18 protein-coding genes are annotated in these 23,084 nt (G+C 71.8%); 14 read left to right on the top strand and 4 right to left on the bottom strand.

Annotated elements, in window-relative coordinates; all coding sequences use genetic code 11:
* Positions 1–140: 140 nt before the first annotated feature.
* The gene (locus ABGB06_RS17970) at positions 141–2,357 is read left to right on the top strand and encodes a PQQ-binding-like beta-propeller repeat protein (RefSeq protein ID WP_347590435.1); all 2,217 of its coding nucleotides are present in this window, start codon (positions 141–143) and stop codon (positions 2,355–2,357) included.
* Positions 2,358–2,418: 61 nt separating this feature from the next.
* Positions 2,419–3,210, top strand: a complete 792-nt coding sequence (locus ABGB06_RS17965) for an SAM-dependent methyltransferase (protein ID WP_347590433.1) — start codon at positions 2,419–2,421, stop codon at positions 3,208–3,210.
* Between the two features lie 39 nt (positions 3,211–3,249).
* Here the strand turns inward: ABGB06_RS17965 and ABGB06_RS17960 are convergent, their stop codons facing one another.
* Positions 3,250–4,062 (bottom strand): universal stress protein, encoded by an 813-nt coding sequence (locus ABGB06_RS17960; RefSeq protein WP_347590503.1) that lies wholly within the window; start codon positions 4,060–4,062, stop codon positions 3,250–3,252.
* 540 nt (positions 4,063–4,602) lie between these two features.
* On the opposite strand from ABGB06_RS17960, the gene ABGB06_RS17955 reads away from it, so the two are divergent.
* The 7 genes from ABGB06_RS17955 (at position 4,603) to ABGB06_RS17925 (ending at position 13,463) form a co-directional block, all read left to right on the top strand.
* A complete protein-coding gene (locus ABGB06_RS17955) occupies positions 4,603–7,590 on the top strand; it encodes a glycoside hydrolase family 2 TIM barrel-domain containing protein (protein ID WP_347590431.1) in 2,988 nt (995 codons plus the stop codon).
* A 236-nt stretch (positions 7,591–7,826) separates the two neighbouring features.
* Entirely contained in the window at positions 7,827–9,107 is a 1,281-nt protein-coding gene (locus ABGB06_RS17950) for an extracellular solute-binding protein (protein ID WP_347590428.1), read from the top strand.
* Positions 9,108–9,171: 64 nt separating this feature from the next.
* Complete coding sequence (locus ABGB06_RS17945; protein WP_347590426.1) at positions 9,172–10,125, top strand: sugar ABC transporter permease; 954 nt, start codon at positions 9,172–9,174, stop codon at positions 10,123–10,125.
* Complete coding sequence (locus tag ABGB06_RS17940; protein ID WP_347590424.1) at positions 10,122–11,039, top strand: carbohydrate ABC transporter permease; 918 nt, start codon at positions 10,122–10,124, stop codon at positions 11,037–11,039. Before ABGB06_RS17945 ends, ABGB06_RS17940 begins: the two co-directional genes overlap by 4 nt.
* Before the next feature lie 106 nt (positions 11,040–11,145).
* Positions 11,146–12,351, top strand: a complete 1,206-nt coding sequence (locus ABGB06_RS17935; protein ID WP_347590422.1) for an ROK family transcriptional regulator — start codon at positions 11,146–11,148, stop codon at positions 12,349–12,351.
* Between the two features lie 75 nt (positions 12,352–12,426).
* Positions 12,427–12,549, top strand: a complete 123-nt coding sequence (locus ABGB06_RS17930) for a hypothetical protein (RefSeq protein ID WP_347590420.1) — start codon at positions 12,427–12,429, stop codon at positions 12,547–12,549.
* Positions 12,550–12,815: 266 nt separating this feature from the next.
* Positions 12,816–13,463: an RICIN domain-containing protein gene (locus ABGB06_RS17925; RefSeq protein WP_347590418.1), complete on the top strand. Its 648-nt coding sequence runs from the start codon at positions 12,816–12,818 to the stop codon at positions 13,461–13,463.
* An 86-nt stretch (positions 13,464–13,549) separates the two neighbouring features.
* Here the strand turns inward: ABGB06_RS17925 and ABGB06_RS17920 are convergent, their stop codons facing one another.
* Positions 13,550–14,200, bottom strand: a complete 651-nt coding sequence (locus ABGB06_RS17920; protein ID WP_347590416.1) for a hypothetical protein — start codon at positions 14,198–14,200, stop codon at positions 13,550–13,552.
* Positions 14,201–14,414: 214 nt separating this feature from the next.
* Between ABGB06_RS17920 and ABGB06_RS17915 the strand changes: the two genes are divergently transcribed.
* A complete protein-coding gene (locus tag ABGB06_RS17915) occupies positions 14,415–15,146 on the top strand; it encodes a D-Ala-D-Ala carboxypeptidase family metallohydrolase (RefSeq protein WP_347590414.1) in 732 nt (243 codons plus the stop codon).
* Between the two features lie 89 nt (positions 15,147–15,235).
* Here the strand turns inward: ABGB06_RS17915 and ABGB06_RS17910 are convergent, their stop codons facing one another.
* On the bottom strand, positions 15,236–15,781 hold the full coding sequence (locus ABGB06_RS17910; RefSeq protein WP_347590501.1) for a choice-of-anchor C family protein: 546 nt from the start codon (positions 15,779–15,781) through the stop codon (positions 15,236–15,238).
* 639 nt (positions 15,782–16,420) lie between these two features.
* Between ABGB06_RS17910 and ABGB06_RS17905 the strand changes: the two genes are divergently transcribed.
* Complete coding sequence (locus tag ABGB06_RS17905) at positions 16,421–16,885, top strand: hypothetical protein (RefSeq protein ID WP_347590412.1); 465 nt, start codon at positions 16,421–16,423, stop codon at positions 16,883–16,885.
* An 89-nt stretch (positions 16,886–16,974) separates the two neighbouring features.
* Positions 16,975–19,194 carry a tetratricopeptide repeat protein gene (locus tag ABGB06_RS17900; RefSeq protein ID WP_347590410.1) on the top strand — a complete coding sequence of 740 codons (2,220 nt, stop codon included), beginning with the start codon at positions 16,975–16,977 and terminating at the stop codon, positions 19,192–19,194.
* On the opposite strand, the gene ABGB06_RS17895 is transcribed toward ABGB06_RS17900, so the two are convergent.
* Positions 19,152–21,377 (bottom strand): alpha-glucuronidase family glycosyl hydrolase, encoded by a 2,226-nt coding sequence (locus ABGB06_RS17895; RefSeq protein WP_347590408.1) that lies wholly within the window; start codon positions 21,375–21,377, stop codon positions 19,152–19,154. The two genes, ABGB06_RS17900 and ABGB06_RS17895, sit on opposite strands and share 43 nt — an antisense overlap.
* 260 nt (positions 21,378–21,637) lie before the next feature.
* Here ABGB06_RS17895 and ABGB06_RS17890 point away from each other — a divergent pair, with 260 nt between their 5' ends.
* Positions 21,638–21,928 (top strand): DUF2087 domain-containing protein, encoded by a 291-nt coding sequence (locus ABGB06_RS17890; protein ID WP_347590406.1) that lies wholly within the window; start codon positions 21,638–21,640, stop codon positions 21,926–21,928.
* A 142-nt stretch (positions 21,929–22,070) separates the two neighbouring features.
* Positions 22,071–23,066 (top strand): right-handed parallel beta-helix repeat-containing protein, encoded by a 996-nt coding sequence (locus ABGB06_RS17885; protein WP_347590404.1) that lies wholly within the window; start codon positions 22,071–22,073, stop codon positions 23,064–23,066.
* Positions 23,067–23,084: the final 18 nt, after the last annotated feature.

Below are 23,084 nucleotides of genomic sequence, written 5' to 3'. Positions count from 1 at the left end.
ACCCGGCCAGGGGGCGCGTCCCGCTCACCACCCCGCGCCGGTCGTGGCCGCGTGGCCACGTGGCCGCGCCGGGTCCCGGGAGGGGTGGTCCGGCCACCGGCGTTTGGCCAGGGTTCACGGAGTTCGCGGATCATCGGGTCATGAACCACACGCACCCCCCTCGTCCCTCGGGCCTCTTCCACCTCGGCCGCCGGCGGTTTCTGACGGCGGCCGGCGGCGCCGCCTCGGCCGTCGCGCTCGGGAGCGCCGTCGGCGCCCCCGAGGCGTCCGCCGCCCCGGCGAGCCGCGCCCGCGGCTTCGCGCTGCTCGGCGACACCCAGATCGACGTCTCGGTGCCGGCGCGCACCGAGTGGGTCAGCTGGGTCTACCAGGAGATCGCCGCCGCCCGGCCGCCGTTCGTGCTGCACGTCGGCGACATCGTCGAGCACGGCTCCGCCGAGGAGTACGAGGCCTACCTCGGCACCGTTCCGGCGGAGCTGAGACCGTTGCTGCGGCATGTGCCGGGCAACCACGAGTGGCGGTGGGACGCCACCGGGGGCGAGCGCTACCGCGCGCTGTTCGGCCCGTCCCGGTACTCCTTCGACGCGCTCGGCATCCACTTCGTCGGCCTCGACCCGAGCCATCTGCTCCAGGAGCCCGGCGGGTTCGGCGAGGCGGGCATCGCCTGGCTGGAGCGCGACCTGAGCAGGGTCCGCCGCGACACGCCCGTGGTGTTCATGTCGCACTTCCCCTTCGGCGGGGAGAACTACTACGTCTCCGACACCGACCGGCTGCTGGAGGTCGTCGAGTCGCACAACGTCCAGGCCGTCTTCGCCGGCCACATCCACCGCGAGCAGCTGTACCGCTTCAACGGCACGACCCAGTTCGCCGTCCGCGACGCCCGCGGCGGGCCACGCTACTACTGGGTCGACGTGGCGGACACCGGCTCCGGACCCGCCCTGCGCGTCACCGCCGTCGAACGGACCGGGGACGGCGCCGTCACCCGGACGGAGGCGGCCGTCATCCCGCTGACCGGGCCGCGTCCCGGGCTGGCCGCCCGTCCCGCCCGCGTCCGGCTGGACGAGACGGCGGTGGCCGCCGGCGCGTTGGGCGTCTCGCTCCTCGCCCGGGACGAGCCGGCCGCCGCGGCGGCGCAGCTCTACCCGCAGCACACCTACGGCGGCGCGACCGCCGGTGACTGGCGGGAGCTGACCGCGAACGAGGCGGGCCGGCCGCACACCGGGGAGTTGGACGTCTCCCAACTCCCGCCGGGCGGCCACCGGATGACGGTCCGCGTCACCGGCGACGACGGCGCGTGGTACGAGCGCACGCTCGGCTTCACCGTGCCCGGGGCCGAGGACCGGGCCCGCTGGCGCGTGGAGCTGGGCCACCCGCTGCAGGCGGGGCTGGCCGCGCACGACGGGCTGCTGGTCGTCGCCAGCACCCACGGCGACGTGCTGGCCGGCACGCCCACCGGCCGTGGGCTGCGCCGCCGTTGGGAGACGCGGGTCGGTCCGGTCCACGGGCGGCCGGCGTTCTCGGACGACGGGCGCACGGTCTTCGTGCCGTCGGCGGACCACCGGCTGTACGCCTTCGACGCGCGTTCCGGGCGGCGTCGTTTCGCCTACGACGCGGGCGCTCCGGTGCTCGGCAGCCCGCTGGTCACCGAACTCGCCGGCCGGCCGGCGGTCGTGGTCGGCGCGGGGGAGGGCCGGCACGCCATCGACGCCGTCACCGGTCGACGGCTGTGGCTGGCCGCCGGGCGGGGCCCGTTCTCCGGTCTCGCCGCGAGCGACGGCGTCCGCGTCTTCACCGGTTCGGGCACCGGCGACGCCTGCGCCTACGACGCGGCGGACGGGACCGAACTGTGGCGGTTCAGCACCACCACCCGCACCGGCCCCTACGCCCGGTTCATCTACGGCCCGTGGTACGACACGCTCGGTCTGCTGCCGGAGGGCACGGTCCTGGTCGGCACCGTCTCCGCGGTCTTCGCCCTGGACTCGGCCACCGGCACGCAGCGCTGGACCCGCCCCGGCTCCTACGGGTACGCGCCCAAGCTGCGCCACGACGACGAGGTGATCCTCGTCGACGACTACGCCAGGACGGTCAGCCGCGTCGACCCGGCGACCGGAACGGCCAGGTGGACGGCCACCATGGGGGTGCGAGCGCTCAACACCGCGCCGGTGGTGCACCGGGACGTCGCCTGGATACCGGGCACCACCGGCCAGCTCACGGGCGTGAACCTCGCCGACGGCACCGTCCGCGACCGCCTGCAGCTCACCACCGCCTACTGCTACGGCCCGCCCGTGGTCGTCGGCGACCTGCTGCTGTTCGGCGACCAGGACGGCACGCTGCACGCCGTCGCCCTTCCGGACTGACCGTCGGAGCGCGCAGCTGACCGCTGGTCAGAGGGCATGGAACTGGCCTAGGTTGTCGGTCATGAGCGAGGCGGAGCCCAGGATCGACACGTCCGTGCCGCAGTCGGCCAGGATCTGGAACTACTTCCTCGGCGGCCGGGACAACTACGAGGTGGACCGGGCCGCCGGCGACGAGGTCATCAAGATGTTCCCCGGCATCGTCGACGGCGCCCGCGGCGCGCGCTACTTCCTGGCGCGCGCCGTCCGCCACCTCGCGGAGGAGGAGGGGGTGCGGCAGTTCCTCGACATCGGCACCGGCCTGCCCAACGTCGACAACACCCACCAGATCGCCCAGAGCGTCGCTCCCACCTCGCGCGTCGTCTACGTCGACAACGACCCCCTGGTCCTGGCGCACGCCCGCGCTCTGCTGTCCTCCAGCCCCGAGGGCGTCACCGACTACATCGACGCCGACCTCCGCGAGCCCGAGGTCATCATCGAGGCCGTGCGGCCGGTCCTGGACCTCGGCCAGCCCGTCGCCCTCATGCTGATGGGCATCCTCGGCCACATAGAGGACTACGAGGAGGCGCGCTCCATCGTCCGCCGCCTGGTGGCCGCCCTGCCCTCGGGCAGCTTCCTGGTGCACTACGACAGCACCAGCACCAGCGAGGAGTACGTGGCCGCGGCCGACTTCTACAACGCGCGCGCCACCGTCCCGTACATCCTGCGCAGCCCCGAGCAACTCGGCGGCTTCCTGGAGGGCCTCCGGGTGCTGGAGCCCGGCGTCGTCTCCTGCTCCCGCTGGCGCCCCGACACCCTGGCGCTCGGCCTGCCCGCCGAGATCCACCAGTACGGGGGCGTCGGCCGCAAGCCCTGAGCCGAGCCCGCCCGTCGGGGCGGGCCGGGGACCGGTCGGTCACGCCTTACCGCGGACCACGGCGACCGAGCAGTGGGCGTGGTGCAGCAGCGCCCGGCTCACCGAACCCAGCAGCAGCCTGAGGAAACCGCCGCGTCCCCTGGAGCCGACGACCACCAGCGGGGCGGTCCTGCTGGCCTCGATCAGGGACTCGCGGGGGTCGTCGGCCACCACGTCCTGTCTGACCGTGACGTCGGGAAACGTCTCCCTGCGGCCGGCGAGCACCTGGGCCAGCAGGCGTTCCGCGTCCCGCATGTCCGTATCGACCGGTTCACCGTCCGGCTGACTCGCGTGCACGGCGACGATCCCGGTTCCCCGCAGTGCCGCCTCGGCGAAGGCGAAGTCGACCGCCTCCTCGCCGCCCGGGGTGCCGTCGACGCCCAGCACGACCGGCCCGGAGTTCTTCGGTTCCTCGCGGACCACCAGCACCGGACACTCGCCGTGCGCGGCCAGGGACTCCGCCGTCGAACCCAGCAGCATGCCGACGAAGCCCCCCATGCCCCTGCTGCCGACGACCACCAGGTCGGCGGTTCGCGACTCGCCCGCCAGCACCGGTACCGGGGCGCCGTCCGCCACGGTCTGGGTGATCTCGACCTCGGGTGCCACGCTCCTGGCATGCTGTGCGGCGCCCTCCGTCAGGTCATCGAGTGGCGACAGATCCAGCGGCGGCACGTGCGTGGGCGCGACCGGCCGGCGGAAGACGTGCACCACGTGGAGCCGCGCACCACGCCACCTGGCCTCGCGGGCGGCCTGTAGCACCGCGGCGTCACTCGACGACGAGCCATCCACTCCGACGACGACCAGGCTGCTCACCGCGCCTCCCGTACTCACTCCGGCTCCCAGCTTCACTCCGGCCCGACGCCGCCGCCAGCCGGCGGCACGGGCCCGAAGCGAGGGGCGAACGGAAGTGCGGGACGTCCCCGCGGGCCCCGACCTCCCCGTGGGCGTGGCAGGACCGCGCCTCCCCCCGTCGTCCGTGAAGGGGCGGTCCGGGCCTCGCGAAGGGTCAGGTCACGGTGGCCGCCTTTCGAGGGACGCTGGCGGAGCGTGGCGAACGCAAGAAACTCGCCATGGCGATCCCCTCCCGTGCGGTGGAAGTGTTCCTGACCAGCGCGGCCCCCTGTTGTCACGTACCTGCCCAGTCGCCCGTCGAATTACGGGCGCGAACGGAGCGATTGACCCGGACGAGTTACCCGCGCCCGGTGCGCGCGGTCACTCGCGAAGCCGGGGGAGTAGCTCTGTTGCCGAACCAACCTCGGTGGAAGACTGGCTGAGCACCGGCTTCGCCGGCGCTTCCAGCGCGACCCTGCGTTCGAAAAGACTCTGTGTCGAAGCCATGTCCGAGGGAGACCCATGCAGGACCGACCCCACGGCGAGGCGTCCCGCCCCATGCCGCTGCCCTACCACGAGGACCCCGTCCCCGCCCCGGGCACCCTCGCCCCCCGTGCCTGGTGGGCCGCCTCCGATGCGGCCCGGCTGTCGCTCAACGGCACCTGGGAGTTCCGGCTCGCGCCGACCGCCTCGGGCACCGGCCCGGACTTCGGCGCGGACGACCCGACCGCCACCGCCGGCTGGGACCGGATCGCCGTGCCGGGGCACTGGGTGCTCCAGGGGCACGGCGCTCCCGTCTACACCGGCGTCGCCTATCCCTTTCCGGTGGATCCGCCGCGAACCCAGGACGAGAACCCGACCGGTGATCACCGCCGGGTGTTCGACCTGCCCGGCGGCTGGCCCGCGGGTGGTGAGAGCGTGCTGCGGTTCGAGGGCGTGGACTCCTGCGCCCGGGTGTGGCTCAACGGCACCGAGCTGGGCACCTTCCAGGGCAGCCGGCTGCCGCACGAGTTCGCCGTGGGCCACCTGCTGCGGGAGCGCGGCAACGTGCTGGCCGTGCGGGTGCACCAGTGGTCGGCCGGGTCCTATCTGGAGGACCAGGACATGTGGTGGCTGCCGGGTCTCTTCCGCGACGTCACGCTCCACCACCGCCCGGCGGGCGCCCCCGCCGACTTCTTCGTGCACGCCGGGTACGACCACACCACCGGTACGGGCACGCTGCGGGTGGACTGCGACGTGCCCGGCCGTGTTCTGGTGCCCGAACTGGGTCTGGAGGTGTCCACCGGCCTGCCGGCCTCGGTGCCCGTCGAGCCGTGGAGCGCGGAGGTGCCCCGGCTCTACGACGGGGAGCTGGTCACCGACGGCGAGCGCGTCCGGCTGCGGATCGGTTTCCGGACGGTCGGCGTGGTGGACGGGGTGTTCCAGGCCAACGGGCGGCGGATCCTGTTCCGGGGCGTGAACCGGCACGAGTTCCATCCCGAGACCGGTCGGGCCGTGGACCTGGAGACGATGCGCCGGGACGTGCTGCTGATGAAGCGGCACAACATCAACGCCGTGCGGACCAGCCACTACCCGCCCCACCCCGCCTTCCTGGACCTGTGCGACGAGCTGGGCCTGTGGGTCATCGACGAATGCGATCTGGAGACCCACGGCTTCTGCTTCTTCCCCGGCTGGCGCGGCAACCCCGTCGCCGACGACCGTTTCACCCCCGCGCTGCTGGACCGCGCCCGGCGGATGGTCGAACGCGACAAGAACCACCCCTCGGTGGTGATCTGGTCGCTGGGCAACGAGTGCGGCACCGGCGCCGGCCTGTCCGCCATGGCCGCCTGGATCCGCGAACGCGACCCGTCCCGCGCCGTGCACTACGAGAACGACGGGAACTACCCCGACAGCGACTTCTACTCCCGGATGTACGCCCCGCACGCCGAGGTCGAGGCCATCGGCCGCCGCGAGGAGCCGCCGCTGGAGGACCCGGAGCTGGACGCGCACCGCCGCTCCCTGCCGTTCCTGTTGGTCGAGTACGCCCACGCCATGGGCAACGGCCCTGGCGGCCTGGCCGACTACCAGCGGATCTTCGAGACCTACGAACGCTGCCAGGGCGGCTTCGTGTGGGAGTGGATCGACCACGGCATCGCCACCCGGACCCCGGACGGGCGCCCGTTCTTCGGCTACGGCGGAGACTTCGGCGAGGAGTACCACGACGGCAACTTCGTCTGCGACGGCCTGCTGTTCCCCGACCGCACCCCCTCGCCCGGCCTGGTCGAGTACAAGAAGGTGATCGAGCCGATCCGGTTCACGGGTGACGCCACGCGGGGCAGCGTGACCATCCGCAACGGCCACGACGTCGCCGACACCGCCCACCTCGCCTTCACCTGGAGCTACCAGGTCGAGGGGGAGATCGTCGCCGAGGGCGACCTGCCCGTCCCGCCGCTGCCCCCGGGCGCCGCCACCGAGGTCGCGCTGCCCGCCACGCCACCCGCCACGCCCGCCGACATCCGGCGCGGCGAGGCGATCTGGACCCTCCGCGCCGTGCTGGCCGCCGACACGCCGTGGGCCGAGGCCGGTCACGAGGTGGCCTGGACCCAGCTGCCCGCCGCGCCCCCGCGGCCTGCCGACCCCGTCCCCGCCCGGGCGCCGGGCCCGTCCGTGGCTCCCGACCGCAGCGCTGGCCGGATCACCCTCGGCCCGGCGGTCTTCGACGCCGCCACCGGTCGACTTCGCGCCCTGGGCGACCTGATCCTGACCGAGGGCCCGCGCCTTGACGTCTTCCGCGCGCCCACCGACAACGACCGGGGCATGCACTGGGAGCCCGACGCCCAACTGATCGTGCGCTGGGAGCGGCTCGGGCTGCACCGCATGCGGCACCGGACGGACGCGGTGCGGCTGACCGGCGACGCCCTGACCGTGCACACCCGGATCGCCCCGGACGCCACGGACGTGGCCCTGACCGCCGTCTACCGGTGGACCGTCGACGAGGACGCCGCGCTCCGGCTGACGGTCGGCGTCCGGCCGCTGGGCGACTGGCCCTGCCCGCTGCCGCGGCTCGGGCTGCGCCTGGGGCTGCCCGCCGCGTTCGGCCGGGTGCGGTGGTACGGGGGCGGCCCGGGTGAGGCGTACCCCGACACCCGAGCCGCCTCCCGCCTCGGCCGCTACCAGGCGACCGTCGACGACCTCCAGACACCGTACGTCCGCCCGCAGGAGAACGGCGCGCGCGCCGACGTCCGTTGGGTCGAGCTCCGGGCCGACGACGTGGCCCTGCGCGTGGCGGCCGACCCGCTGCCGTTCTGGTTCACCGCCCGCCGCTGGACGAGCGAGGAACTGGACCGGGCCGAGCACACCACCGACCTGGTCCCCGGCGACACCGTCTGGGTCAACCTCGACCACGCCCAGCACGGCATCGGCACACAGTCTTGCGGCCCCGCCCCGCTGCCCCGGTACCACCTGACAGCCGCTCCGGCCGAGTTCGGCTTCGCGTTCCGCGCCCTGCGGGGCGGGTCTCGACACTCCTGAACGAGGCCGAAGGATCAAAAGGTTCAAAAGGCGCATAGCGCCGCACGATCGCTTCGACACAAAACCATCGAACGGCGTCGCGCGGTCAATTTGTCATGTATTGCGGTCAATATTCGTTCGTTATCAGTCATGGACAGCGCATATTTGGCCGGAGTAGGTTGTGCGCATCAATCGCCGGCGGGCTCGGAGGGGAAGCTCGTTCCGTGCGTGGATCACTCTCGGGACGGAGAACCTCCATGCGGAGACGCTTCCTTGGACGCCTGTGCGCGTTCGCGGGTGTGACGGCCGTGCTGGCCGCCTGTGGCGGTGGCGGCAGCGGCGATGACGGTGGCGTCGTCACGCTCGACTACTGGTGCTGGGGCGAGACCACGAAGGTCGAGGAGTTCAACGCCACCCACGACGACATCCGGATCAAGCACACGGACGCCGGCGGCGGCACGGACACGGCCACCAAGCTGCTGACGGCCAGCCGCGCCGGTAACGCCCCGGACGTCGCCTGCATCGAGTACCAGACGATCCCCTCGCTGATCGTGTCGGACGTCCTGGTCGAGATCGAGGACCAGGCCCAGACCCTGGAGGGCGAGTTCAATCCGGGGACCTGGAACCTGACGAGCTTCGACGGCCACCTCTACGGCGTGCCGATCGACATCGGCCCCCAGGTGCTGCTGTACAACAAGGCCCGCTTCGACGAGCTCGGCATCGAGGTGCCCACGACGTGGGAGGAGTTCGCCGACGTCGCCGAGGAGGTGCGGAACGAGGACCCCGACACGTACCTGGCGACCTTCGCCCCGTCGGAGTTCGGCCAGTTCGCCGGGCTCGCCCAGCAGGCGGGGGGCCAGTGGTGGCAGGTCGAGGACAGCACGTGGTCGGTCGGCGTGGCAGATGACGCGTCGCTCGGGGTCGCCGCCTACTGGCAGGACCTGCTCGACCGCGACCTGATCCAGGGCGGGGAGATCCTGACCCCCGAGTGGAACAACAAGCTCAACCGGGGCGAGATCCTCTCCTGGCCCGCGGGCCTGTGGTCGCCCGGCGTCATCTACGGCATCGCCGAGTCCCAGGCCGGTGACTGGGCCATCGCCCCGCTGCCGCACTGGGAGGGCGGCGAGGAACAGGTGGCGTTCCAGGGCGGTTCGGCCCTGACCGTCACCGACGACGACGAGGTCGAGGCGGCGGTGGAGTTCATCACCTGGATGAACACCTCGAACAAGGCCTGCGAGCTGCAGATCGCCAGCGGCGAGTACCCGGCCTCCGTCGAGTGCCAGGAGGCGACCGCCGAACAGCCGCCGTCACCCCTGGTGGGCGAGCAGCAGGACTACTGGGAGATCGCGAACGACGCGGCGAGCAGCACCCTGCCCAACATCCAGTGGGGACCCAACGTCAACGCGGCCCAGTCCGAGTTCACCGACGCCTTCGGGGAGGCCGTGCGCGAGGGCACGTCCCTGGAACAGGCGCTGCAGCGGGTCCAGGAGGCCGTGGTCAGCGACATGGAACGCCAGGGCTTCAACATCGCCAAATGAGCGGGACGTAGCCACTCACAGCCACTCCCTCTCCCTCCGAAGTCCCCCTAGCGCGAAGGTCATCATGGCAGGACACGTCACCCGGCGGGCCAGCGAGCCCGTGGGGAGGCCCGCGGCCGGGCGAAGGCCCCGGATCTCGGCTCCCTACGTCTTCATCGCCCCCGCGCTCCTTCTCTTCCTCGCCTTTCTGGCGATCCCGGTGGTCTACGCGCTGTACCTCAGCGTGCGGGGCATGCGGGTCGAGGAGGGGAGCCTCTTCGGCAGCCGACGCGAGGTGTTCGTGGGGCTGGCGAACTACACCCAGACCCTGTCCGACGGCGAGTTCTGGGCCGGGTTCGGCCGGTTGGCCCTCTACGGCGTGCTGGCCATCCCCCTCACCCTCGGGCTCGCCCTGTGCTTCGCGCTGATGCTCGACCACACGGGGGCCAGGGGGCGGCGCCTGTCCCGGGCCGCGATCTTCCTTCCGTACGCGGTGCCCGGGGTCATCGCCTCGCTGCTGTGGGGCTTCATGTACCTGCCGTCCACGAGCCCGTTCAGCTATCTCACCGAGAAGGCGGGGATGGACGCGATTCCCTTCCTGGAGGGCTCGGCCATCTACGGGTCGCTGGCCAACATCGCCGTGTGGGGAGGTGTGGGTTTCAACATGCTGATCATCTACACCTCCCTGCGCGCGATCCCGAACGAGGTCTACGACGCGGCGCGGATCGACGGCTGCACCGAATGGCAACTGGCCCTGCGAATCAAGGTTCCCCTCGTCGTCCCCGCCCTCGTGTTGACCGGCCTGTTCTCCCTCGTCGGCACGCTCCAGGTCTACGGCGAGCCCACCACGCTGCAGCCCATGACCACCGAGATCTCCGGCGACTGGGTGCCCCTGATGCACATCTACGACAACGGCTTCGTCCGCGACGACCTGCCGATGGCCGCCGCCGGATCCGTCATCCTGGCGATCGGCACCTTCCTCGTCTCGCTGCTGCTGCTCCGGGTGGCCCAGCGCCGGGCGTTCGGAGGTTTCCAGTGAGCGCCCAGACCACCACCCGCGGCACCGCGCGGACCCGGCGGCCGACGCCGCCGCGGGCCGACCGGCCCGCGACACGGCAGGCCCACCACCGCGCCAAGCTCCTCCCCACCGTCGTCCTGTTGATCGGCGCCTTCTACTGCCTGGTCCCGATCGCGTGGATCGTCATCGCGGCCACCAAGTCGCAGTCCGACCTCTTCTCCACCTTCACCTTCCAGCCCGGCGACGGCCTGGTGGACAACCTGCGCGACCTCTTCGCCTACAGCGACGGGCTGTACGGCCAGTGGGCGCTCAACAGCCTGCTCTACGCGGGCGTGGGATCGCTGCTGTGCACCGTGATATCCGCGGCCGCCGGCTACGCCTTCTCCCGTTACTCCTTCCGTGGCCGCAACGCGCTCTTCTACATGATTCTCGCGGGCGTGCTGCTGCCCGGCATGACGCTGGCGATTCCCCAGTACCTCATCATGTCCGAACTGGACATCGTCGGCAGCTACTGGTCGGTACTCCTGCCGGGCCTGATATCCCCCTTCGCGATCTACCTGGCCCGTATCTACGCCGACGCCTCGATACCGGCCTCCTTCATCGAGTCGGCCCGCATCGACGGGGCCAGCGAGTACCGCATCTTCACCACCATCGGGCTGCCCATGATGCTTCCCGGAATGGTCACCATCTTCATGCTCCAGTTCGTGAGCAACTGGAACAACTTCCTGCTGCCGTACATCATGCTCGCCGACGAGAGCAAGTACCCCATCAATCTGGGTCTCTACACGGTGCTGTCGAAGGGCTCGGGAGAACCGTCGCTGTACGGCATAGCCATCACCGGCACGGCCGTGTCCATCATCCCGCTCATCGCGCTGCTGCTCTTCCTCCAGCGCTTCTGGCGGCTGGACATGATCAGCGGAGGACTCCGTGGCTGACGCGCAGGAGTTCTCCTTTTCGGAGATTTCCGTTTCTCTCTGTCCGTTCTCGTCTGGATGAGGGATGGCTTCACAGAAGCTAATCGAGTGCTTGTACGCTGCGCCTGTGCACGTAGCTTCCGAGCAGAGCGGCAGTCAGCCGACGATCGAGGCGTGGGACTCCGTCTCCCAGCCCGCCCGCCCCATCATCAGGGAACTGCTGGTCACCGGCCCGCGGTCGAGGACCGAGCTCGCCCGCCTGCTGGGTCTGTCGACCGGCAGCCTGACCCGCCTCACCAAGCCCCTCGTGCAGTCCGGGCTCCTGGTGGAACGGGAAATCCTGCACGACCCGAACAACGGCCGCCCCACCCTCCCGCTGGACATCGTCGCGAAGGACTTCCACTTCTTCGGGGCGAAGCTGACGGCGGACTGGATGCACGGAGTCATCACCGATCTGCGGGCCGAGGTGGTCGCGCAGCACTCCGAGCCGCTCGACGTCCGCACGCCGGAAGGGGTCGCCGCGCAGGCCAGGGCACTGATGGACCGGCTCGCGCGGGAGAGCAGGCCGCCCGTCGCCGCGGGATTCACCATGGGCGGGAACTCGTCGGGCGGCGATCGCGCGTCGGGCGGCGATCGCGCGCCGGAGCCCGCGCTGTTCGACGCGCCCTGGCTCGACTGGTGGCAGGTTCCCCTGAGATCCCTGCTGAGCGACGCCATGGGCATTCCGTGCGTGGTCCGCAACGACGTCTTCGCCCTCGCCTACGGCCAGCACTGGTTCGGGGTGACCCGCGGCCTCCCGGACTTCGCCCTGGTGACCATCGGGCCCGGCATCGGATACGCCCTCTGCCTGAACGGCCGCGTCCTGCAGTTCGCCGAGAAGGGCGTCATCGAGTTCGGGCACCACATTCTGGATCCCGGCGGCCCGATGTGTGCGGCGGGGCACCGGGGCTGCGTCTTGTCGTACCTCTCGACGGAGGCGGTCCTCTCGGCCGCCGCGTACGGACTGCACCGCACGGTGACGGTGGACGAGATCGCCGCCCAGGCCGCGGACGGCAACGCGGTGTGCCAGGACATCGTTCGCCAGGCGGGCTGGGCGCTGGGGATGCTCGTCGCCACCATCGCCAATCTCACCGGCGTGGAGACGGTGGTGGTCGCCGGCGAGAACGTCGACGTGGTGCGCGGCGCACACCGGCACATCAGGGAGGGCATCAGCCGGCGGCGCTTCCGCGACCCCCAGTCCGCCGACACGCTGATGCTCTCCTCCTCCTTCACCGAATGGGCGCGCGGCGGCGCCGTCGAGGCGATCAGGGCCTTCGTCGTCGAGGGACGCTGAGCGCCCCCTGGGCTCGACCTGCCCGGGCCGACCTGCCCGGGCCGACCTGCCCGGGCTCGGCCGTCGGGCGGCGAGTTGACCGTCGAGCCCGCCGCCGTTCCCGCCTTCGCCGCCCGGTTCGCCCGGTTCGCCGACGCGCGGCGGCTGCCCGAGCCGCTCCGGGTGGCCCGCGCCCTGGCGGACTTCTTCACGGCCTGACCGGTGACCCCGGTGGTGGGCCGGATCAGCGGGGCGGATGCGGGAGTTGCGGACTCTGTCATATCCGGGGTCGGGGTGGCCGTCTGACTTGCGCTCGATGACGAAGACACCGGCCGTGGGGCCCTGCGATGCTCCGGAGACGCGTACGGCGTTACGCGATCAGCCCGAAGCGGCCGGCCCGTGTCGTCGGATGAGGCGAGGACGTGGGGCGGGCCGGCCCCGGGCTGGACGGGACCTTTGCCATCGACCCCGCGGGAGGCTTCTCCATGGCACGTCACAGACGGCTCCGCACGCTGCTGACCACGGTCATCGCCCTCATGACCGGGTGGCTGGCGGTGCTCGGCACCGCCACCGCGGCGCCCGCCACCGCGGCGCCCGCCACCGCGGCGCCCGCCACCACGGATCTGATACTGGAGGAGGTCTCGCCGCTGGTCGCCGTGCCGGCCGGCGTCTACCAGATCAGGCCCAGGTTCTCCTACGACAGTTGCCTGCGTGCCGGGCCGCAGATCGACCCGGCGACCGGGGACATCGCGGTGTACGTCGGCAGCTGCAACGACGCCGCGGCCCAGTGGTGGTTCGAGCCGACCGACCCCGCCCACGGCTCGCAGTACATGGAAGTCCGCAGCATGTCCTACAACAGGTGCCTGGACGCGGACAACAGGAGCGGACGCCTGACGGGCATCATCCACCTCTACACGTGCAACCAGAGCCCCAACCAGGCATGGGACTTCCGCGGCGGCACCACCTCGGAGGCGTACGCCTGCGTGGCGGCGTCCCCGACGTGCGAGTACCTGCTGCGGTCGCAGGGGTCGTTCCACACCTGGGGCGGCTGGAAGATCGGCGTGATTCGGAACACCCCGGAGGACACCGGAGGCCAGTCGGACCGACGCTGGATGCTGAGGCCGGTCGGCTGACCCGGACCCCCGCGGTCCTCCCGGCTCCCCGCGCCGGCCACTCCTGGCGGCGCGGAGAGCCCGGGCGCGGGGAGCCGCCGCCGGGGTCAGCCGAAGGACATGTTCATGTCGGTCACGTACCACCGGTCGTCGATCTCGGTGGCGTCGATCCCGATGCCGATCTGGCCTGGCTCCACTCCGGTGGAGTTCGACACGACGACGTCCGTCAGCGGCTGGCCGTCCACGGTGACCTGCTCCCCGTCGAACGTCGCCGTCCCGCCGGACTCCGCGCCCCCGGCGGCCTCCACGACGGGCGGGTTCCCCGGGTTCTCGGGGGTGAACGACTCGCGGAGCGAGCTCACGCCCTCCCGCGCCTCCACGGCCTCGGGGCTGTCGCCCTGGCACATCTCGCGGGTGTTGGCCACGTGCGCGCCGTCGGCGCCCGGCGTTCCCATGGCGAGGCAGGCGTCCACGGGCTGGTCCTCGATGATCGCGGTGACCCATGTCGCCACCGCCTCACCGGCCGTTGCCTGACCCGTCGCCTGGCCCGTGGTCTGCTCGTCCTGGGCCGCGTCGTCCGCCGGCTCGTCGCCGGCCTCCTCCGACTCGTCGGCCCGCTGCGACTCGCCGGTCTCCGACGTCGTGTCCGTCGGCTCCTCGGACTCGTCGGAGCAGGCCGTCATGGCGAGCGCCGCCGCCACGGCGAGCCCGCATATGCGGCCGGCTCCGCGCGTGACCGTCGACTTCGGAGTTCTCATCTCGTTCCCCAGCGTTGCCGTTTCGGTGTTCGTGCAGCCGGTACGGTACGCGAACGGCGCTGGCCGCCGGTGCGCGCGCCCGCCTCGTGCCGCACCCGGCGGGCGCGTCGCCGGCCGGGGTGGGAGTTGACGCGCGTTGATTGTTCGGCCAAGCTACTGATCCGTAAGCCCTTCACATTCGCGCACACTTCTTCACCACCTCACGGAGGAAGCGTTGTTCAGACGTGTGATACGGATCGTTCTCTCTGTTGTCATGCTCGCGACGGCTTCGGTGGCCCTCTCGGTGAGCACGGCCGGGACCGCCCAGGCGGACGGCTGCTACACCTGGAGCGGCACGCTCGAGGAAGGCGACCGGGGCGAGGCGGTGCGGCAGCTACAGATCCGCCTCGCCGGCTACCCCGGCTACGACTCGACCTTGGCGATCGACGGCGTCTTCGGCCCCCACACCGAGTCCGCGCTGCGTCGCTTCCAGGACGCGTACAACCTCTCGGTCGACGGCGTCGCCGGATCCGAGACGTTCAACAAGCTCTACGCGCTCCAGGACAACGACTGCACCCCGATTCACTTCAGCTACGCCGAGCTGAACACGTGCAACTCGACCTGGTCGGGCGGCGCGGTGAGTGCCTCCACGGCGAAGGCGAACGCCCTGGTGACCATGTGGAAGCTGGAGGCGCTGCGGCACGCGCTGGGCGACGACCCGATCACCATCAGCAGTGGCTTCCGCTCGTACTCCTGCAACAGCGCGGCGGGCGGCGCCTCCACCAGCCGCCACCTGTACGGCGACGCCGCCGACATGACCGGCACCCACTCGCTGTGCACGCTCGTCCGGCAGGCCCGTTACCACGGCTTCCGCGAGATCCTCGGCCCGGGCTACCCCGGACACAGTGACCACGCGCACGTGGCGCACGACCCGAGCAAGTACTGGTCGGCGTCCTCCTGCTTCTGAGCCTCTGAGGACCGTCGGGGCCCCGGCACGCGGCTCGGTTAACGAGCACGCGTGCCGGGGCCTTCACGATGGTGGGTCCGGCGGTCGGATCAGCAGGGGCAGGAGCAGGTGGTGACCAGCACGTCGTCGACGACCGGTCCGTAGGCGCTGTTCGGGGTGGTGCTGGCGAACCCGAGCGTGGTGGTCGCGGCGGTGGCCACGAAGGTCACCTGCCGCTTGATGTACCCCATGTCGGTGAACGACTTGCCGGTGACGTCGAAGGAGAAGTCCTGGATGTTCTGGCCGTCGAGGAGCACCCGGCCGGTCTTCACGGCCGGGCCGCCCGCCGGGTTCCCGGCCAGCGCGTAGGTGACGGTGTAGGTCTCCCCCGGGGTGGTGGTGAAGGTCTGCGACACCGCCCCGGGGATCCCGGCGTTGAGGTCGAGCGACTGGTTGCCCTCGGCCGCCTGCCAGAGTCCGTCGTCGACGAGGTCCACGGCCCCGCTCGTCACCTCCCACGGTCCGAGGGACTGTCCGGCCTGGTACGTGGTGAACGAGCCCGCCTGGGCGATCGGGTACTCGAAGCTGCCGTTGTCGAACCTGCTGACGAGGACGCTCGCGTCGGCCGGCCCGGGCTCCTGGGCCGGGGCGGCCAGTGCCGTGCCGGCGCCGGAGACGGCGCCGGAGACGACTATGCCGACGATGGCCAACGCGGTGAGTAGGAAGCGCTTGACTGCCAAAACTCCTCCTCGGTGAACGTTGTCCCGGCTCTTCGCTTTTTGGCCGGGAGCTAGTCAACTGTCGCGTCGCACAAGCGAGTTGGCCATATCGGCGTGACGGGGCACGGAGGTGCGCGGCGAGGGCGCGGAGCCGGTCGCGGGCGCGTTCTCCCACCGCGCGCCACGAGCGCTCACCCGCAGACCGTTTTCGCGCCCGCACAACGCCTCGGGTGTCTCAGCCCACACAGAAGAGGACGGCGTTCACCGCATCATCGGCGCGCGAATGGCGGATTCCGACGCGGTCCCGGAAAGCGGCCGACCGTGCGGCGGTCTTCTGTCGAACCCGTCCGCCCGGACGGGTTTCTGTCAAACCCGTTCGGGCGAGAAAACCTCTCGACGGCTCCTGCGGTTCGCCGCGGAAGGCCGCGCGACGGATTCTCGCGAGGGAGGCCGCCCGCTCCCGGGCGCCCCCTCCGGTTCCCGACCCCGCATCGACGATACGAAAGCTGCGAACGAGCGTCCAGGAACCGGGTAGAACCCTCTGGAACGAGTAGCCCGGCGAGGGAGGAACCGAGGATGCTCGACGAGGCGTTGGTCGCGCTGGCGGCGGGCGGGGGCGCGGCCGTCGCGGCCGCGGCCGGCACGGACGCGTGGGTCGCCGTACGGGCGTCGGCCGCCCGGTGCTTCGGTCGGGGCGGGGCCGAGCGCGAGCGGGAGGAACGAGATCGGCTGGACGCGACGGCGGCCGCGCTGCGGGGTTCCGGTGCGGCCGACGACGATCCGGTCCGGCGCCGCGAACGTGAGGCGTGGCGGCGCCGTTTCGAGGATCTGCTGGTGAGCCTGGATGCGTCCGAACGTCGCGAGGCCGCCCGCGAGTTGGCTCGTCTGGTCGAACAGCACGTCGGCGAGGACCCGGTGCGCGGCGTGGCCGTGACGCGGGACGTGCGGATCCGCGACAACCATGGGGCGATCGTGTCCGGCGTCAACAGCGGCGGTGTTCACCTGCATTTCCCTTCGACGCCGGATCCGTCGAAGGGCTGAACGGACCGGCGCGCACCACCAGCCCTGCCCGCCGCGGTGTCCGGGACTCCCCGGCGGGTCCCGGACCGTGGCCGCTCCAGGTCGGCCTGGTGCCCCGGCGGGCCGGCGTCTTTCAACACCGGGACGCCCTGGCCCGTCTGGAGCCGCCCGAGGCGCGGGACGGTGAGCCGCTGCCGTGGCACGTGCTGGTGGGCATGGGCGGCGTCGGCAAGACCCAGATCGCCGCCGAGCACGTCCGCACGCGGCTTCCGGACGTGGACCTGCTGGTGTGGATCACCGCCAGCGGCAGGGGCGACCTCGTCACCGGCTACGCACGCGCCGCGCAGTTGGCCATCGGCGCGGACACCGCCGACCCGGAAGAGGCGGCGCGCCGGTTCCTGGAATGGCTGGAGCCGAAGCGCGCGGGCACCGACCCGTGTCGCTGGCTCGTCGTCCTCGACGACGTTCTGGAGCCCGCCGACCTGCGGGGGCTGTGGCCGCCCGCCAGCCCCTCCGGGCGGGTGCTGATCACCACCCGTCGCCGGGACGCGGCACTGGCCGGCGGCGACCGGCACCGGGTGGACGTGGGCTACTTCACCGAGGAGGAGGCGACCTGCTATCTGGCCAACGCGCTGGCGGCGCACGGCCGCCGGGAACCGAACGACGACCTGGCGGCCCTCGCCGGGGACCTCGGCCGGCTGCCGCTCGCGCTGTCCCAAACCGTCGCCTGTCTGGTCGACAGCGGACTGTCCTGCGCCCGACACCGCGAGGTGCTCAACGACCGGGCGCGGGCCCTGGCGGACGCGTTCCCGGATTCCTCGGGACTCCCCGACGACTACCCCAGGGCGCTGCCCGCCGTCTGGTCCCTGTCCACCGAACTGGCCGACCGGGCGCGCCCCGCCGGGCTGGCGCGCCCGCTGATCGAGGTCGCCGCGTTCCTCGACCCGAACGGCGTTCCCGTCCAGGTGCTGACGAGCGCGGCTGTCCGGGCGTTCCTCACCGAGCGGCGGGACGGCCCTGGCGGCCCGGGTGGTCCGGGCGGCCCGGGCGATCCCGGCCGTCCCGGCGGCTCCGGTGCGCGGGGCACGGTCTCGCCGGACGAGGTCAGGGCGGCGCTGCGGGTGCTGCACCGGTTCAGCCTGGTCGACGACTATCCACAGTCGTCGCCCCATGTCGTTCGGGTCCACCCGCTCGTGCAACGGGTCACCCGGGACGACCTCCCGCCCGACCGGCGCGACCGGGTCGCCCGCGTCGTCGCGAACGCCCTCGTCGAGACCTGGCCCGCCACCGAGTACGACGCGGCGCTCGCCGAGGCGCTGCGCGCCAGCGCCCGCACGCTGACCGGATGGGCCGACGCGGCCCTGTACCACGGCGGCGAGGCCCACGAGGTGCTCTACCGCCTGGGCGAGAGCCTCGGCGCGTCCGGCCGTGAGGAGGCCGCCGTCCGCCATTTCGAGCGCCTGACGGCGACCGTCGCGGACCGGCTGGGTGACCGTCACCCGCACGCGTTCGACGCCCGGCACAACCTGGCCCTGTGGCGGGGCAGATCGGGGAACGGCCGCGCCGCCGTGGCGGAGTACGCGCGGTTGGCCCGCGACCGGGTGGACGTGCTGGGGCCGGCCGACCCCGACGCGATCGCGGCCTGGCACGCCCACGCGCACTGGCTGGGGGAGACCGAAGGCCCGCGGGAGGCCGTGACGTGCTACGGCCTGATGGTCGCGTTCGCACGAGAGGTGCTGGAACCCGACCACGTCGAGGTCCTCGCGGCGCGGCACGCCCTGGGTCACTGGACGGGGGTGGCGGGGGACGCGGACGGTGCCGTGGCCATCCTCGGGGAACTGGTCCGCGACCGGAGGCGGGTGCAGGGGGAGGACGACCCCGACGCCCTCGACGTCCGGCACCACCTGGGTCACTGGACGGGGGTGGCGGGGGACGCGGACGGTGCCGTGGCCATCCTCGGCGAGCTGGTCCGCGACCGGAGGCGAGCACAGGGCGAGGACCATCCGGAGACGCTCGTCGCCCGGCACAACCTGACGCACTGGCGCGGCAGGGCGGGCGACGCCGCGGGCGCCGTGGCGGGGTTCGAGGCGCTGGTCGCCGACCGCGAGCGGGCGCAGGGCCCGGCCCATCCGGGTGTGTTGGACTCCCGCCACGACCTCGCGCACTGGCGGGGCACCGCGGGCGACGCGGTCGCCGCCGTGGCGGCGTTCACGGCGCTGCTCCGCGACCGGGAGCGGGCGCAGGGGCCGGGGCACCCCGGCACCCGCGCCGCGCGGGAGCAACTCGCCTACTGGTCGGGGATCTCCCGGCCGCTGAACTGCTGCCAGTAGCCCACGCAGGTGTCCCGCCAGTCGGCCGCGTCCACCTCGTGGAGGGCGAGCTTCGCCCTGACCTCGGCGAAGCGGCGGGCGTCGATCGCCGGCTCCAGGGAGTCCCAGGTCCGCCGCATCCCGCCGACGTACTCGACGCCGGAGTAGTAGTGGTCGACCAGCTCGTCCCAGAAGATCCGGCCGCTGCGCATCGGGTGGTCCCACGGCACGTGGTGGAACCACATCATCAGGTTCTCGGGGACGGTGTCGATGCTCCCGTACTCGGCCGCCAGGGCGGGGAAGTACTGGGCGGTCAGGTCGCTTCCGGTGGGGGAGCGGTCGTAGCCGAGGCCGACGCTGTCCGCCTGGTTGTAGTAGGTGGGGTTCCAGTCCTCCCGCGGCAGGTCCGACTCCGAGGGCCCGGGCCCGTAGTGCACGTCGGCGGTGAACTGGTGGCCGATGCCGAGCGGGGTCTGGTAGCTCACCAGCGCCTCCCAGGAGCCCATCATCATGCCCACGATGGCGTCGACGACGTCCTCGTCGCCGCTCCAGGTCATCCGGACCCAGTCGTCCGCGAGGTCGGCGGAGTCCAGCGTCCAGTCCCAGGCCTGGCGGCCGAAGGCGTAGAAGTTGGCCTGGGAGAAGTGGTGTCCGGTCAGGTTGTCCGCGTTGCCGAGGTTGGCCACGCCGACGATGGAGGTGGCCGAGTGGCCCTGGGCGGTTCCGTCCACGACATGGCCCACCAGGCGGTGGTCGAGCGGCCGCCCCTGGTCGTCGGTGGCGTGGGTGTCGGTCTTGAGGATCTCCTCCCACATGGGAGCCAGGAAGCAGAGCATCCGGCTCTGCCCGGTGTACTCCTGGGTGATCTGGAGCTCGATCGCCTGGTTGGTGTTCGCCATGCGGCCGAACATCGGGTGGATGGGCTCCCTGGCCTGGAAGTCCAGGGGGCCGTTCTTGGTCTGCAGGAACACGTTCTCCAGGAAGCGGCCGTGCGAGCCGTCGGGCTGGGGCTCGTCGTCGATGGGGCCGAACTCCAGGTAGGCCCGCTTGAGTCGGTCGGTGTCCACGTCCGGGTTGTAGACGAAGGTGCGCCAGTAGATCGTCAGGCCGAGCGGCGCGACCGCGACCGCCATGCCGTTGGCGCCGTCGCCGTGGTCGTAGCCGAAGTCCTGCGGGCCCGGCTGGCCCTCGGAGTTGGCCTTCACGGTGAAGCCGACGAAGTCGGGGATGGACTCCTGGATCTGCCGGGCCCTCCGGTTCCACCACGCCTGGAAGTCGGCGTCGACCGGGGCCATCTGCTCCTCGGTGAGGGTGTCGGGCGCGAACCGCGGGTCCGTGGGCGCCGCGTACCTGATGGAGAGGGCGAGCCTGATGCCGTAGGGCCGCAGCGCGTCGGCCAGCGCCGCCTCCTGCGCTATGTACTCCGGCGTCAGGTAGGCGTTGTTGGCGTTGACGTTGTTGATGGTGATGCCGTTGATCCCGACGGACGCCATGGCGCGCGCCGCCACGAGGTAGCGGTCGAGGATGAGCGGCAGGTTCAGGTCGGCGCTGGCGCCGGTGGCGGCGAAGTTGAAGATCGCGCCGTTCTCGCCGTTCAGGCCGCCCGTGCCGGACTCGTCGTTGCCGGCGTAGAGGCGTTCGGTGTCCCAGTAGTTGAGGTGGCGGTTCGCGACCCTGGGGCGGTCGGCGATGTCGAGGTCCGTCACGGGCTTGCCGGTCTGCAGCAGGCGCAGGAAGGCGAACGCGCCGTAGAGGGCGCCCACGGCGGTGCCGCCGGCGATGACGGTGAACTCGTGCGGGCCCGCCGAGAGCGACCGGACGAGGTAGCCGGCGTCGCCGAGGGCGGCCAGGTCCTCGGCGGGGACCAGACGCCGGACGGTTGCCGAGCTGTCCCGCGTGCCCACGATCACCGCACCGTCCGGGATGTGGTGTCCAGGACGGGACTCCACCCGGACCCTCCGGTCCAGCAACCCGCTGAGGCCGCGGACCAGTTCCTCCCTGGCCGCCTCCAGGGTGCTCTCCATCAGCCGCTCGGTCGACCCCGGGGCCATGGCCAGGTCCGGGGTGTGGCGGTACACCTTGTCGCGGTCGGCGTTCTCCACGATGACGGTGGTCACCGCCTTCCGGTACCGCCGGAGCAGGCCCGGATCGCTGACCGGCACGTAGCGCAGCCACAGGTCGGAGCCGTCGTAGTCGTCGTTCATCGACGCCGCTCCCTCCTCCTCTCGCCTCTCCTCTCGACCCGTCGCCCGCGCGGTCGCACCCGCACCCGTCGCCGCCAGTCCGGTGCCGGCCGCGATCGCACCCATGAACGCCCGTCGCCTCAGATTCATGTCAATCGTCATACCATTGCCCACCGGCATCTGTCAGCATGGCGGACACTGTCCATGTACGTGAACGATCGTTTCCTTGTGGGGTGGGAATCCCGGTTGCCGGTGCTCGCCCGGCTTGCCAGGCTGCCGCCATGTCCGACTCGCCCACCCCTCCCACCTCCCACGACCCCACCTCCCACGACGTCTCCGCGCTCTTCGCCCGCGGCCGGCTGATCGCCATCCCCCGCAAGGCCGCCCGCCGGGAGCAGTTGCTCACGCACCTGGCCAGGACGCTCTTCGACCCGGACCGGCCCTACACCGAGCAGGAGGTCAACGAGGCGCTGCTCACCGTCCACGACGACTACGCCGCGCTGCGCCGCTATCTGGTCGAGTCCCGCCTGCTGACCCGCACCAGGGACGGCAGCCTCTACTACCGGCCCTGAGCGCCGGCCCTCACCCTGGCGCGCGTGATAGTCCACGTGGGGACCGTCATCGTCCACGGGCCCCGGCCTAGCATCGCCTGCACGGTGCCGACAGCCGCAGGGCACCGGCAACACCGGACCCCCACACCGGATGGAGATTCCCATGCGCAGGACGAGCGCACGATTCAGGCTGGGCGGTGTCGTGGCGGTGGTCGCGGCCGCCGCCACCGTCGGCGGGCTCACCGCCTGGAACGGCAACGCCAGCGAGCCCGCGGCGGCGGAGACGCTCGCGGTCGGCACCCCCGAGGGCTACGGCGCCGCCACCACCGGCGGCGCGGGCGGCGACGTCGTCCAGGTCTCCAGCGCGTCGGAGTTCGAGGAACTGGTGAACAGCGACGGCGCGTTGCAGATCGAGGTCACCGGCACCATCCAACTCGACGACATGGTGCGGGTCGGCTCGGACAAGACCATCGTCGGATCCGGCACGTCGGGCGTCATCTCCGGCGGCGGCCTGAACATCCGTCAGGTGGACAACGTGATCGTGCAGAACCTCACGTTCACCGGCGCCGGCGACGACGCCATCAACGTGGACGAGTCCACCAACGTGTGGATCGACCACAACGACATCTCGAACGCCAGCGACGGGGCGACGGACATCAAGCACGGCGCCGACAACGTCACCGTGTCCTGGAACCACTACCACGACCAGGACAAGAACTCCCTCGTGGGCCACAGCGACGACAACGCCTCCGAGGACTCAGGCCGGCTGCACGTCAGCTACCACCACAACTGGTTCGACGGCACTGGACAGCGCAACCCGCGCGTCCGCTTCGGCAACCCGGTGCACGTCTACAACAACTACTACCTCAACGTCGGCAACGCGGACGTGGGCAGCGGCGAGGGCTACGGCGTGGCCTCCACCCAGGACGCGGGCGTGCTCGTCGAGGGCAACTTCTTCGAGGACACGATCGACCCGTTCCACCTCGGCGAGGGCTCCTCGTCCGAGGGTTCCCTGGTGGCCCGTGACAACGAGTTCGTCAACTCGGGCGAGGGCCAGCAGGGCGGTTCGGTGAGCGACCCGTCCTACGCCTACACCCTCGACCCGGCGGCCGACATCCCCGGCATCGTGACCGCGGGCGCGGGCGTCGGCAACCTCTGAACCGAGCCGCCCGAGCGC

Source organism: Streptomyces sp. B6B3 (assembly GCF_039871525.1).
GTDB lineage: Bacteria > Actinomycetota > Actinomycetes > Streptomycetales > Streptomycetaceae > Streptomyces.
This window is presented reverse-complemented; position numbering and strand designations above follow the sequence as displayed.